The sequence below is a fragment of the Pseudomonas sp. NPDC077451 genome (assembly GCF_044543345.1).
Lineage (GTDB): Bacteria > Pseudomonadota > Gammaproteobacteria > Pseudomonadales > Pseudomonadaceae > Stutzerimonas.
Map to the genome: position 1 here is coordinate 59,663 of NZ_JBITVX010000017.1, position 13,874 is coordinate 73,536.

The window sequence follows — 13,874 nt, forward strand, 5'->3', positions numbered from 1 at the left end:
ATGGATATGACCAGCTGGACAGGACTGTTTTTCTGGGGCTTTCTGATCTTTTATGGCGCTGCGATGCTGGCCTTGTCCCCGCGCTCGGTGACGTTGGGTGGCTTCTTTGAAGGCCAAGACAAATACGGCCGCAGCGTCGCGCCCTGGTTGCTGACTTCGAGCATCTTCATCAGCCGGATCTTCGCCAAGTCAGTGACCAATGCGGCGAATCTGGGTGCCAGCTATGGCCTGGTCGGCGGACTGGCTTACGCCATGTACTGGCTCTCGATCCCCCTGACAGGTTTCGTCATCTATCGCCTGCGCCGGCGCTTTGCGGCTACCGGTCTGGTGAGTTTCCTGTCCAGCCATTACGGTCACGCAGCGGCCCTGGCGTTCACTGCGGCGATCCTCATCCGTTTGTTCAACGAGGTGTGGAGCAATACCGCAGTGGTCGGCGGCTACTACGGAACGTCTGGCAGCGCCGAGTTCATTGCGGCTGCCTTGCTATTCACCGCTGTCACGCTGGGCTACAGCCTGCGCGGTGGACTTCGCAGCTCGATACTGACCGACGCGGCGCAGATGGCGATCTTCATCGTTGCGCTGATTTGGGTCCTGGGCCTGGTACTGCCGCAACACACGGCGGCGGAACTGAGCAGTACCAGTCACTGGTCACTCAATGCGGGCGTCGATCTGCTGTTGGTTGCGGGGCTGCAGGCACTCAGTTATGGCTTCCACGATCCGGTGCTTACCGACCGCGGTTTCATCAGCGAAGAACGCACCATGCGCCGTGCTTTTTTGCTCGCGGGCATTCTGGGTTTCGTCTCGATCCTCGCCTTCAGTCTGATTGGGGTACATGCACAATTAACCGGCTTGCCCGCGTCCGAAAACGTCCCGGCGGCCCTGGCCAAGACTATGAGCATTGGCGCGCTGTTGGTGATGACGGTGGTGATGGTATCGGCCGCGGGCTCGACGCTGGACTCAACGTTTTCCAGTCTCGCTAAGCTGGTTGGTCGGGAACTGCCATTGCTAGCCGGGCGTGATCTGGGGGCACGGGCCATCGGTCTGGGCATGGCAGCGATGGTGTTGTTCGCCCTGCTGGGCAATCTGCCGATGATCGCGGGGACCGATATCCTCAAGGCCACGACAATCAGCGGGACCATGGTCATTGGGCTCGCCCCGGTGTTTATCCTGCACGGCCTGACGACGCCGACTCGCCTGGGCTTCCACCTGAGCTTCTGGACTGGCCTTTGCCTGGGCATCGCTCTGACGCTTGATTGGATTCCGCCGAGCTGGGCCATTGGCGATGGCAAATATGCCTTGCTGCTCGGCACCAACCTTTATGGTTTGTTGCTGTGCACCCAGGGGTACCTGCTGCCGGGCTGGCTGCGAGGATGCCATTGATGCGCGCGGGCGCCGCAACTCGCCACATGATCGTTTCGCGTCTCGCTCGCGCAGCCATAGTTGCCAGCACTAGGCGCGACCCAGCCCATGCGGTCGAGCATCAATGACGGAGATGCAGGGATGAATAGCCGAAAAATCGCGGTACTGGCGCTGATTCTGGTGCTGCTGGCCGGCTTCTTCATGTTCGATATAGGCCAATACCTCAGTCTCGACGCGATCAAGACGCAGCAAGCGGCGCTCGACGCACAGGTGGAGGCTCACCCATGGCTTGCGGGTGGCGTTTTCTTCATCGTCTATGTCCTGGTCACGGCCTTGTCACTGCCTGGTGCCGCATTGATGACGCTTGCCGGCGGAGCGCTTTTCGGTTTGTTTGGCGGCACGTTGCTGGTGTCCTTCGCATCAACGCTCGGCGCGACCCTGGCGATGTTGCTCAGCCGCTACTTGCTTCGCAGCTGGGTGCAGGCACGCTTTCGGCAACGGCTGGCCAAGATCAACCAGGGCGTGAAGCGCGAAGGCGCCAGTTACCTGTTTGCCTTGCGTCTGGTCCCGGTATTTCCCTTCTTCCTGATCAATCTGGCGATGGGTCTTACGCAATTACCCGTCCGTACATTCTGGTGGGTCAGTCAACTGGGCATGCTGCCCGGAACGCTGGTGTACGTGAATGCCGGGCGCGAGCTAGGTCAGCTGGAGTCTTTGGGCGGTATTCTCTCACCGGGGCTGGTTGGCGCCTTCGTGCTGCTGGGGCTGTTGCCGGTGCTGTCGCGTAAGGCGCTGGACGGGTTCAAGGCACGCAAGGTTTACGCGGGCTGGGAAAAACCACGTCGGTTCGACCGTAACCTGGTGGTCATTGGCGCCGGTTCCGGTGGGCTGGTCAGCGCCTATATCGCAGCGGCGGTAAAGGCCAAGGTCACTCTGATCGAAAAACACAGAATGGGCGGCGATTGCCTGAACACAGGCTGTGTCCCGTCGAAGGCGCTGATCCGCTCGGCCAGACTGGCCAATGAACTCAAGAAGGCCGAGCAGCTGGGCTTCAAGCCAATCGAGGGCGAGGTGGACTTCGCCGCCGTCATGCAACGCATCCAGCGCGTGATCGCCACGATCGCGCCACATGACTCGGTTCAGCGGTACACCGAACTCGGCGTCGAGGTAATCGAAGGCACAGCACGAATCACCTCGCCGTGGACCGTCGAGGTCAACGGCCAGCGCCTCAACACCCGCGCCATCGTCATCGCCACTGGCGCAGGTCCGAAAGTGCCCGATATTCCCGGTATTGACCAGGTCGCACCGCTTACCTCGGACACGGTCTGGGCCTTACGTGAACAGCCCAAACGCCTGCTGGTATTGGGCGGTGGACCGATCGGTTGCGAGTTGGCGCAGGCCTTTCAACGGCTCGGATGTCAGGTCATCCTGGTTCAGCGCAACGAGCGCCTGCTGCCGCGTGAGGACACCGACGCCAGCGCGGCCGTACTGGCGGGGTTGCGCAAAGACGGTGTGGATGTACGTCTGCAGCACCGCGCCGAGCGCTTCGAGGTCATCGAGGGTCAGCGGCATGTCGTCTGCCGTGATCTTTCACTCGATGGTGAAGTGGTCATCGAGTTCGACCAGCTACTGGTCGCGCTGGGCCGAGCCAACATTAAGGGTTTCGGTGTCGAGGAACTGCAACTACAAGTTCGGGAAAACGGCACTCTCGCCACTGACGAGTACTTGGCTACCCGCTTTCCAAACATCTATGCGGTCGGTGACGTAACCGGCCCCTTCCAGTTCACCCATGTCTCCTCGCATCAAGCCTGGTACGGCGCGGTGAACGGGCTGTTCGGTGGATTCAAGCGCTTCAAAGTGGACTATCGCGTGATCCCCTGGGCCACCTTTACCGACCCGGAGGTCGCCCATGTCGGGCTCAACGAACAGGAGGCCAAGGCTCAAGGCATCGCCTATGAAGTCACCCGCTTCGGCATGGATGACCTTGACCGCGCCATCGCCGATGAAGCCGCCTATGGCTACATCAAGGTGCTCACAGTGCCAGGCAAGGACCGCATTCTCGGCGCTACCATCGTCGGCGAGCATGCCGGTGATCTGATCACCGAGTACGTCTCGGCAATGAAGCATGGGTTGGGGCTGAATAAGATTCTCGGCACCATCCACATTTACCCGACCCTGGCCGAAGCCAACAAATCTGTGGCCGGCGAATGGAAACGCACCCATGCCCCGGCCACGGTATTGCGCTGGCTGGCGCGCTTCCACCGCTGGCGACTTGGCGGCAGCGCGGATTGGCGATAACCATGGCACAGCCCTCAGCAGGTCGGCGCAAACGGAAACGGAACCGTCACTTTGATCAACCTGTAAAGGTGAAGCAACGGGTGAAACTCAACTGTTAGCAGCTGGACCTTGCATCGAATGCCCAACAGGACAGATCCAAAGACACTTTCAACGCCTCGCTGCAACAATAAGCAGAGCGGCTTATCCGACGGAACATAACCGCAGCGCCGAGATGTGCCACCCGCCATCCCCAACGAGCCAGCTTGATGACTACGAAGCAAACCCTTCCTGACGACGCAGCGCTGGTCCTCATCTGCAAGCGACCTGCCCTTGGCCACGGCAAACAGCGCCTGGCCGTGCACATCGGTGTCGAGCGAGCCTTGAATATCGCCGAGCATCTGCTTGATTGCGCACTGGAAGACCTGCGCAGCTGGCACGGGCCGGTCGTCATTGCCCCCGATCAAAGGGATGCGTGTGACTGGGCCGCGCAGCTGATGCCGCAGGCTCTGTGTCTGGCGCAAACTGCCGGCAACCTGGGCGAACGAATCAACAACCTGGACCACAGCTTGCGCGGCCTCGGCCACCGGCAACTGCTGTACATCGGAAGCGACGCCCCGGCGCTCACATCGGATGACTATCAGCGGGTACACGCTGCGTTGGGGACACACGATACGGTGCTCGTGGCTGCGCGAGACGGAGGGGTGGTGCTGATGGCGTCGAAACTTCCCTGGCCGGATCTAGCTGCCTTGCCGTGGAGCACCCCTGAACTGGGTCACGCACTGGCGGATGCATGCCGTCGGGTGGGTCATTCGGTTGCGCTCTGCGGGGAATCGTTCGATATCGACGAACAAGCGGACCTGCCTCTTGCAGCCCAAGCGCTCGCCGACGACCCCAGAGCAGCGAGGCGAAGACTGCTACAAACGCTGAACAATCTTGAGGGACTGCGACGGTGAGCTCATCAGGGATCAGCGTGATCATCCCGTGCCTGCACGACGAAGAGCACCTTGATCGGCTGCTTCTGCAATTGCGTCTGGCTGAGTCAGAAACCGGGACACCGCTGCAAATCGTCGTAGTGGATGCGGCTGTCAGTGAGCGATGCCAAGCGCTGTGCCGGAACCACGATGCGCTGTGGTCATCGGCAACGCCATCGAGGGGCGAGCAGTTACGCCAGGGAGCCGCGCTCTCGGCGCATGAGACTCTCTGGTTTCTGCATGCCGACGCCGATCTGGACCGGCAGGCATTGATGGCCGTGAGCGAGGCCATAGAGAAAGGCGCTACGGGAGGCTACTTCGCGTTTCGCTTCAGCGACACGAACAGCTGGCAAGGCCGCTTGATCGAACGCCTGGTGGCGTGGCGAAACCGGGTCGGCGTGCCCTATGGCGATCAAGGCATCTTCGCTCCCCGGACAACCTATTTCGCCGTAGGGCAACATGCGCCCTGGCCGCTTTTCGAGGAAGTTCCGCTGGTTAAAGGATTGCGCCGGCAGGGAATTTTTCAGCGCCTCGAGCATGGCCTCCGGGTCAGTTCACGCCGCTGGCAACGCGATGGCTGGTGGCGCCGTGCCAGCCGCAATCGCCTACTGGCCCTGGGTTTCATGCTAGGGCTATCGCCCTTTAGGCTTGCACGGCTCTACGCTAGAAGAAACGTAACGGGCTCAAAGCCACGCGATACTTCCCGCCTGGGATAGTGGTTACCTGTCAGGCATAAAAAGCTGTTTAGAGACCTGACGTGGCAGCGATTGGACTAACAGCGCCAGCGCTGGCCCCGTCTGCTTGGGCTGGGACGGCTCGAGCACTGAGCTTAGAGATTCGACTTCGAGCGAGCCTGCGCAGCCTTCGACCCGTGCGGCTGTAATCCAGGATTAGCCAGCTGCCGGCAAGCGATGCTTACGGACCCCATCCTCAACGCCTTCACCGTAAGCCGACGCATACCAAGTTGGGTCTGATGAAAACATCGGGTCAGCTGTTCAGCGCGCCCTAATCGGGGGCGGTATCTCGATCATCATGCCGTCGCCTGCTCCAACCAGCCGAGCAGTCGGATGGCCTCCTGTCGGCTGTCACCACAGACAATATGATCCGCTTGAAACTGGCTGCAAACCGCAGGCCTGGAAGGCAAGCCGAACAATCTGCAGAGGTTCTGCTCAGAAAGATGCAGGCAGCGCTCGCCAGCCGGTTTTCCTGAAGGCATACCGGGCATCGGCGAGCTGATCGAAGGGGCAACACAACAGGCACCGCAACCGGGACGGCAGTTCATTCCAACGATCCGAAATGAAAATAACGGGGCGGCGATAATAGTCGCAGCCTTAGCAAAAGACACTAGCGCGACGCGACGCCCGTCTGATACTTGCGAGGCCGTGCCGAGAGCCAATAGGATTCGCCACCGCCCCGGAGTGACCTATGCCTATCTGGATTCAGACTGCCGCCCTGCTGTGCGTTTCCAACCTGTTCATGACCTTTGCCTGGTACGGTCATCTCAAGACACTCAACGGGAAGCCCTGGCTCATAGCCGCGTTGATCAGCTGGGGCATCGCGCTGTTCGAGTATTTGATCATGGTGCCGGCGAATCGAATCGGCTACACCGAACTGTCGATCGGTCAGCTGAAGATCATGCAGGAAGTAATCACCCTCGCCATCTTCGTGCCGTTCAGTGTGCTGTACATGCAGCAACCGTTGAAGCTCGATTATCTCTGGGCCGGGTTGTGCTTGTTGGGCGCTGTGTACTTCATCTTTCGCTCTTAGCGGTCGGTTCGACGGGCTTTTTAGGCAGCATATCTTGCCGCAATGCGACCTGATGACGGCGTCCAGCGGCTTCGGCATACTGGCCGCCCTTTTCCCATCCCTTAGAGATTTTCCGAATGTTCAAGGTCAACGAGTACTTCGACGGCACCGTCAAATCCATCGCATTCGACATGGCAGCAGGCCCCGCCACCATCGGCGTCATGGCCCCCGGCGATTACGAGTTCGGCACGAATCAGCTGGAAGTTATGCACGTTGTCGCTGGCAGCCTCGACGTGAAACTGCCGGGAAGCGAGAACTACGAAACCTTCGGCGCTGGCACCCAGTTCACCGTGCTGGCCAACAGCAAGTTTCAGCTGAAGGTGGCGGAGGCGACTGCCTATTTGTGTGAGTACCGCTAAGCGGTAGGTTTTGATACGCGCAATCCAGACCGTCACTTGTAGGGTGGGCTTCAGCCCACCAAAACCACAGCACGCTCCGCGCAGAATAGAATCGCCAGAGTCGCTTCCGTCGTTTACCGCGAAGGGGCGATCCCAGAGCAACCCAGACCGTCGTTGCGGTGGATGGATGAAGCGCCATCCACCCTACGCCGCCTGCAGCTGTAGGGTGGGCCGGGCGGCGCTCCGCTTCAGCCCACCAAGCCTCGGCACGCTGGACCGCTCTGCGTAGGATGGAATTGTCAGAGGCACTTCCATCGTTTACCGCCATTGCGCCACGTCCCACGTACCTGCACGCAACCAACCCACCCGAACGCCAGATTACGCCTTCGGCTAATCCAGCCTACCTCAACTTTTGGGTTGGCTTTTGCCCATCAAAGCGACTTACGAACGACGATTTCAACCGCCTTACCCCAGCGGCTTGTAGGCCTGGTTAACCTGCTTCGACTGGCTCAAGCGGGTCAGTTCGCCAGCCAAACGGTCGCGCTCCGCTCGACCAGCCTGCTGGAGCTCAGCGTAGATCTGCGATAGCTCGCTGATCCCCTGATGCAGCTCACGGTCGTCCCACGATTCGCTCGCTGCAACCGTTTTAACCAGAATACGAGACTGCTTATCGAGCAGCGCTACCGCTTCCCAATCGAGGCGAGCAAGCGCTTCGCGCAGCAATTTAACTTGCGCCTGAAGCCGATCCACCAAACTAAGCATCGAGCGCTGCTCCTACGAATCGATTAGTCACTGATCCCATCCCAGCCTGACTTGACCTCGCGGAGCAAGTCGGCCACCTCAGCAAGCGGTGCAGGGTCGTTCTTGCGATTGGCGTCGGTCAAGCGTCGAATCATGTATTGGTAGAGACGATCCAGATTCTGGGCGAGTTCGCCGCCCTCCTTGAAATCGAGCGCCTCGCGAAGGCCGCCAATAATTGCGATGCTCTTGCCAATCAGTTCGCCCTTCTCAGCTACCCTACCGAATTCAATCGCACCTTTTGCCTGGTAGATCCGGTCCAGACCACCCTGCATGAGCATCTGTATCAAGCGGTGTGGGCTGGCCTCGGTCACCTGGGCCTGCACACCTACTTGCTGATACTGCTTCATTGCGGACATTGCGTACATGATGGGCTCCAAGCGATTAGCGATACTGTTCAAGTTATCGACTGTTCCGCAAAGAGCTTTAGGCTGCGAACGAGCGAAGTTTCAACGTCAATCCTTCTGGGTAACGAAGCCGGGCATGCTGTCGAATAGCTGAGTAAGGCTATCGCTGGTGCGGGTAAGCTGAGCCACCATCGCATCCATAGCGTTGAATTGTTTATACAACCGCTCTTCCAATGCCGTAATACGCTTGGTCAGCTCTTCCTTCTGCTTGTCGACTTTTTCGATGGTCTCTTGCAGCGCACCAGTTCTCGACTCCAGAATTCCGCCAGCGTCGGTATAGGGCTTCAACCGCGCACCCAGGCGGTTCGCCAAGCCGGTATCCCCAGTAAAATATGCAGCCACGCCTTCGAAGTTGGAGCTGATCGCTTTGCCCACCTTGGTGGCATCCATCTCCAAAGTACCGTCTTTCTTGGTGGTGATGCCCATATCGGCCAAGGCGCGTATTGCTCCATCGCCCTGAGGCGAGACCAATTCCGAGCGTATGGTATTGATCAGTGATCGAACCGAGCTATCGCCCACCAAGGCGCCAGTGACCGGAGCGTCGTTCTCATTGACCGTGGTGACTTTCGTCTCGGTGTTGATGAAGGTCATCAGCGTGTTGTACGCATCGACGAATTTTTTGACATTACCCTGCACGCCGGCCTCGTCGCGCGTAATGGTCAGGCTGCTGGAGCCTTCTTTTTTAAGCTCGAAGCTAATACCGCTGACAACATCATCGACGCTGTTGCTGTCACGCGTAACCGAAAGGCCGTCGATTGTGAACTTGGCACTCTGCGCGACGGCTAGCGTCTTGCCTGCGCCTGCATCAGCCATCCGCGCATCGTAGGCAGCCTTATCCGTGATGTAGCTGGTGTCGAGATCCCCGTCGGGATATTTAGCAACATCACCAACATCGGGCGCCACGGCTGGGCCGCTATAGGCCAGCCTGGTCAAAGATTGATTGGCTTCCGCAGGGTCCGCATTGACGGCCGAAACGGTAACGTCGTTACCGTCACCCGTCTTGCTACTGCTCAGCACCAGCCGTGAGCCTTGGTCATCGGTAATAATGGTCGCGCTGACGCCGGCGCTTGCGCCTGCTTTGTTGATGGCATCTCGCACACCCGCCAACGTGTTATTAGTCGAGTCGACGACAACATCCAGCGCAGCCGTACCGCCCACATTAATAGTCAAGGTGCCAGCGTTCAGCTTGGTTTCATCATCAGCAGGCATCGCAGCCAAGGCGACTTTGCTGTTGCTAGCCAGCTTCTCGACTTCAAGCTTATAGCTGCCCGCGACTGCGCTTTGGCTGGCCGTGGCGGTTAGAACTGCCGTATCTGAGGAAGTGGCCTTACGCGCGAGAAACGAGGATGGGCTGTTGAGCGTGGATAGCGCTGTCTGGAAGTTGCTGATCGCACCCTTCAATTGTCCGAGCGACGTCAGCTGCGTGGTCGTCTTGGCTTCGACTCGTTTGAGCTGGCTCTCTTTGGGCGCCTTCTCAGCTGATGAAATGGCTTTAACCATTGAATCGATATCCATGCCGGAACCGATACCCGTGATACCCGCCATACGCCACCTCGTCAAAAATTTGTCCGAAAGCCAGACAAAGCCCGGCAATCAAAAAGAGCACCCAATAATCGTGCCTTTATGCCTCAGCTTTGAACAGCAGGCTGCGCATATCTTCTAGCCGCTCAGAAAGACGAAGCAAATCCTCAGAAGGTATCTGGCGAATTAGCTTGCCCGACTCGCCATCCATTACCTTGACCACAACCTGGCCGCTAGAGTCGTCCACGCTGAAATCGAGGTTACGCTGAAGGTCCTGCACCAGCGTCTTAAACTTCTCGACCGCTGAAGTCGCACTCTCAACGCGAGCCGCTTTCGTATCACTGCTGGTGTCGGTTACGCCAGCCTGCGTGGCTTCGTCAACTTTCGCCACAGTCCTGACCGGCATTTCGGGCCGGCTGATACTCGGCGTCGCCGAAGAAGTGAGATTTACCGTTTCCATTTAGAACACCTCACAACGCGAAAAGGAGGAAGGAGCCCAAGCCCCTCCCTCCTGTTTGCCAGACGGCTTTCGCCTTACTGGAGCAGGGACAGAACAGCCTGCGGCAGCTGCTTGGCCTGGGCCAGAATCGCGGTACCGGCCTGCTGAAGAACTTGGTTCTTAGACAGGTTAGCGGTTTCCGCAGCGTAGTCGGTATCCATGATTCGGCTGCGGGCGGCCGAGGCATTTTCCGAGATGTTCTGCAGGTTGTTAATGGTGTTGTCGAAACGGTTCTGTACCGCACCAAGGTCGGCGCGTTGGGAATCAATACCGGCAAGAGCGTTGTCGATTACCGCCAATGCGCGCTGGGCACCATCAGCGGTAGAAATGTCGATTTCACCAACCGAGTTTTTTTCGGCACTAGCAGAGCCGAACAATTGGTAGCTTCCAGCGACGTCTTCGATAGTTACTTCCACTGCCGAGGCCGTATTGGTGCTCACCGCAGTAGCGGAAGCAGTATATGTTCCATCAGCTTGCATAGTTTCATATGTTGCAACTACGCCACCAGTGGTCGAGTTGGTCGTGCCGTCGGCCAATTTTCCAGTTATGGTTCCAAACTCTATATCACCGCCATTAACCGAGCGAATGGTGCCGGCTGTCGCATCGATAATCAGCGCGCCAGTGGTATCTTGTTCCTTAATTGCATTAAGGAGGCTGGCCCGATCAGTAAGTGCAGTAGCACCTGTATAGCTGGAAAGATCAATATCAAGATCTGCACCGCCATAACCGCCACCTACGACGGAGACCTGATCGATAGTAAACTTCGCAGCATCCGTCGCAGGGGTATCTGCGGTATATGAAATAGCTGAAAGCTGGGCCTGGGCAACGTCTTGTTTAACATCAACAGCATCAGCGGAAATTGCATAGCTACTCGACGAATTAAGCTGAACGTAGCCGACTACGGTCTTTCCATCTGTATCTCCCACCGCAGTCTTTGCGCCAAAGGTGCCGGACGCATCCTGAACCCTGACACTCAGACCCACGTTTGCATTGCTGCTCTGCCCGAAGGTTACGTTCTCGCCAGAAGCCGACTCGATAGTCAGTACGCCTTCGCTGGAAAGATTTGCCTTTAGGCCCAGCTTGGATGCGTTGGAATTGATCTGCTCGGCGAGGTTCTCAGTAGAGGTCACACCTACCAGATCCACCTCTGCATCCCCAACTTTCAAGGTGAAGTCGGAAGACTGACCAGCCGCCGCGCTAACTTCAGCGGTAAATACGGTTCGCGCAGTTGCAGTCATTCCCGAAATGGCACCATCGAACTTGGCAGCCAAACTCTTGGCGCTGTCGCCGGCAGCAATCGATACCGTTTCGGATTGACCACCGCCAACCACTTTGAGGTCTTTGGCAGTGAATGCAGCAGTAGCGTCTGCAACTACGCTAGCTGTTACGGTAGAAAGATTCGCAGCCGTCGGCAGACCAGAAGTCGCTGCAGTATTCGCCTTGCTACCTACTTGATAGGAACCTATTGCACTAGCCGAGGCGTTTTTCACAGTTACATCAATGTTCTCATAGGCATTCGAACCAACTTGAAAGCTGGAAGTACCGAACGAGCCGTCCATCAGCTTGCGGCCGCCAAATGTGGTGGTTTCAGCAATACGGGTAAGCTCACTCTGGAGAGCGGAAACTTCCTTCTGCAGGGCCGAGCGGTCCGCATCGCTGTTGGAGCCGTTGGCGGACTGGATGGACAAGTCACGCATACGCTGCAGCAGGTTGGTGGACTGCTGAAGCGCACCTTCGGCAGTCTGCGCCAGGGAGATACCGTCGTTGGCGTTACGCACGGCGACGTTGAGGCCGCTGATCTGATTGGTCAGACGGTTGGAGATCTGCAGGCCGGCGGCGTCGTCCTTCGCGCTGTTGATGCGGCTACCGGTGGACAGGCGCTGCATGGAGGTGTTCAGGGCGTTGGACGTGCTGTTGATGTTGCGTTGGGTGTTCAGCGACGGGATGTTTGTATTGACTGTAAGAGCCATGATGTGCCTCCAAGGGCGCTAGTTACTTTGGTTGCCTGAGCTTGCGACTCCGGGCCGGCTGTTTGCCCAGGCACCCATTGAGTTCGCATTCGAATAGCTTATCGGCGCCGTTTCGGTGAGCTTTAGGAGGCAGTCGAAAATAATTTGCAAGCCCCGAGAACAACCTGTACGACACCGGCGGATTCGCAACCAAGCGAGCCCGCCTGCAAAGGTTTTCGGACGCTTTGCGAGATTCTTTAATGACGCACTGGGCCAGCGCGTGAAACGCCCCGATTCCCGAAGCGCTGCCGCGTCTATTGGGCACTGCACTGGCCGGAGGCTGGTTCGCCGCGGGACGCGCCTCCTACAGGTTCGTTGTGGACTGGTAGCAATTCATCGGCATCAAGACGGTGGGTTTCACCTGCCCTACGTTACGACAGGTTTGTATGACGATTAGGCAAGTTGAGGCGTTGCTAGGGCAGCATGCTGACATCAGATTGGCCTACGTTTTTGGTTCGGTTGCCGCTGGCACTGCGCACAGTGATAACGAATTGGACTAGGCTGTTCTATGCGACGCAACGATGACTGCTGACCAGCAGATACAGCTCATCTCGGATATTGCTGAAGCGACTGGACGTGCTGTAGACCTTTTGACCTGGCAACGGTTGGCGAGCCCTTGCTCGGGCAGATACTTCGGCACGGCGTGCGCATCATCGGCGGATCGGAACGGCATGCGCAGCTCGTGTCGAAACACATCTTTAATAATGAGGACTTTATGCCCTACGTTGAGCGAATGCTCGCCGAAAGGAGGCAGCGATGGATAAGCTGATCGTAGAGCGCAAGCTCGATTCGCTCATGTGATGCCTTGAGAGAGTGCGGAGCAAGACTCCTGGCAATGTCGACGAGTTACTGTGTGATCTGGACCTGCAGGACGTGCCGGTTCTGAATCTGAGCCGCGCTGCTATGCGTCCATATCGCAGTCTATGTCCGCAGCGAACAAAAGCAGCCACCTCCAGAAACGATGGGCAAGTCCTTCGACCTACTGGCTTAAGACGGCTTTCTGGACGTCGCGCTGGCCCAGCGCCTGAAAAATCTGTCGGCTTCCGCAACCTTGCAGTCCATAACTACAACGCCATCAACTGGGTTCGTCTATACGATCGCAACCAAGCACCTATTGAACTTCGAAGCTTTCGCGAAAACGGTGATTCGGAAATGCCTGTCTAGTTAGCAATTACAGGCCAGGTCAGCCCTGACACGCACTATCAAGACAGCTTTCAAAGCCGACCAATTCTTGCCACACATTAGCTATCCCGCCTTGCACCTGAGCCTCACGCCGTTGCTAAAGCAGCGCGGCAATCACTGCCAGATCCGCAAAGCGATATACAGACGCCACAGAGGAAAGGAGCGGTTGATTACGATGATTGGCTCGAGGCGAGAGGCAGCCAGGTATCAATGCCTTCGGACACGCAGCCTTATAAGGCACTCACGCTAGGAGGCGCTACCGGAAGGACCAAACCCTGGGCACCTAGATACCCGCAGAGACGCGTTGCGGTGGTAGCGGAGCAGTCATCTGCTGACACCAGCAAACCTCCTCGCTGACCAAGCTTATAACACGACCTGCAGCTGGGCCCGATGTTTTATGGAAATTCTTACCTCGGATGTAGGTGATGCCGGCGCCCAGGCACGGGCGGCCCCGGATGGAACTGTCGATTCAAGATATTGGCACGCCACTTCTAAAAGCAGTGGCAGCGGGCTGCAGGATCATGTTGGGCGAAACAGTGCCGCGAGGGTTTGTTCTTTTTTCTACGCCCAAAGACAAACCCCCGATCCTCTTACGAAGATCGGGGGTTTGGTGTAGAAGCTTGACGATGACCTACTCTCACATGGGGAAACCCCACACTACCATCGGCGATGCGTCGTTTCACTACTGAGTTCGGGATGGGATCAGG

At 57.9% G+C, this 13,874-nt stretch carries 11 protein-coding genes, 1 rRNA gene and 2 pseudogenes; 6 read left to right on the plus strand and 8 right to left on the minus strand.

The window, feature by feature from the left end; all coding sequences use genetic code 11:
• From ACIGHL_RS20075 to ACIGHL_RS20090, 4 genes are all read left to right on the plus strand, one after another.
• A complete protein-coding gene (locus ACIGHL_RS20075; protein WP_206606873.1) occupies positions 1–1,380 on the plus strand; it encodes an SLC5/6 family protein in 1,380 nt (459 codons plus the stop codon).
• Between the two features lie 120 nt (positions 1,381–1,500).
• On the plus strand, positions 1,501–3,657 hold the full coding sequence (locus tag ACIGHL_RS20080; protein ID WP_128121075.1) for a dihydrolipoyl dehydrogenase family protein: 2,157 nt from the start codon (positions 1,501–1,503) through the stop codon (positions 3,655–3,657).
• Positions 3,658–3,902: 245 nt separating this feature from the next.
• Positions 3,903–4,589: a DUF2064 domain-containing protein gene (locus tag ACIGHL_RS20085; RefSeq protein ID WP_128121074.1), complete on the plus strand. Its 687-nt coding sequence runs from the start codon at positions 3,903–3,905 to the stop codon at positions 4,587–4,589.
• On the plus strand, positions 4,586–5,323 hold the full coding sequence (locus tag ACIGHL_RS20090) for a glycosyltransferase (protein ID WP_181690025.1): 738 nt from the start codon (positions 4,586–4,588) through the stop codon (positions 5,321–5,323). The genes ACIGHL_RS20085 and ACIGHL_RS20090 overlap by 4 nt, the downstream gene beginning before the upstream one ends.
• Positions 5,324–5,637: 314 nt before the next feature.
• Here the strand turns inward: ACIGHL_RS20090 and ACIGHL_RS20095 are convergent, their stop codons facing one another.
• Positions 5,638–5,889 (minus strand): YkgJ family cysteine cluster protein, encoded by a 252-nt coding sequence (locus ACIGHL_RS20095; RefSeq protein WP_128121142.1) that lies wholly within the window; start codon positions 5,887–5,889, stop codon positions 5,638–5,640.
• Between the two features lie 143 nt (positions 5,890–6,032).
• Between ACIGHL_RS20095 and ACIGHL_RS20100 the strand changes: the two genes are divergently transcribed.
• Together ACIGHL_RS20100 and ppnP are read left to right on the plus strand one after the other, a co-directional pair.
• Complete coding sequence (locus ACIGHL_RS20100) at positions 6,033–6,374, plus strand: DMT family protein (protein WP_019339363.1); 342 nt, start codon at positions 6,033–6,035, stop codon at positions 6,372–6,374.
• A gap of 116 nt (positions 6,375–6,490) precedes the next feature.
• Positions 6,491–6,772, plus strand: coding sequence for a pyrimidine/purine nucleoside phosphorylase (gene ppnP / locus ACIGHL_RS20105; RefSeq protein ID WP_128121073.1), 282 nt, complete (start codon positions 6,491–6,493; stop codon positions 6,770–6,772).
• 444 nt (positions 6,773–7,216) lie between these two features.
• On the opposite strand, the gene fliT is transcribed toward ppnP, so the two are convergent.
• From fliT to rrf, 7 genes and pseudogenes are all read right to left on the minus strand, one after another.
• Positions 7,217–7,513, minus strand: coding sequence for a flagellar protein FliT (gene fliT / locus ACIGHL_RS20110; RefSeq protein ID WP_128121072.1), 297 nt, complete (start codon positions 7,511–7,513; stop codon positions 7,217–7,219).
• A gap of 23 nt (positions 7,514–7,536) precedes the next feature.
• Positions 7,537–7,917, minus strand: a complete 381-nt coding sequence (gene fliS / locus ACIGHL_RS20115) for a flagellar export chaperone FliS (RefSeq protein WP_128121071.1) — start codon at positions 7,915–7,917, stop codon at positions 7,537–7,539.
• A gap of 87 nt (positions 7,918–8,004) precedes the next feature.
• Complete coding sequence (gene fliD, locus ACIGHL_RS20120) at positions 8,005–9,501, minus strand: flagellar filament capping protein FliD (protein WP_128121141.1); 1,497 nt, start codon at positions 9,499–9,501, stop codon at positions 8,005–8,007.
• A gap of 76 nt (positions 9,502–9,577) precedes the next feature.
• Positions 9,578–9,937, minus strand: coding sequence for a flagellar protein FlaG (locus ACIGHL_RS20125; protein WP_128121070.1), 360 nt, complete (start codon positions 9,935–9,937; stop codon positions 9,578–9,580).
• Between the two features lie 74 nt (positions 9,938–10,011).
• Positions 10,012–10,356, minus strand: a pseudogene (locus ACIGHL_RS20130) (flagellin); the annotation flags it as partial.
• A 657-nt stretch (positions 10,357–11,013) separates the two neighbouring features.
• Positions 11,014–11,946, minus strand: a pseudogene (locus ACIGHL_RS20135) (flagellin N-terminal helical domain-containing protein); the annotation flags it as partial.
• Positions 11,947–13,785: 1,839 nt separating this feature from the next.
• Positions 13,786–13,874: ribosomal RNA gene (gene rrf, locus ACIGHL_RS20140) — 5S ribosomal RNA — on the minus strand; the annotation flags it as partial.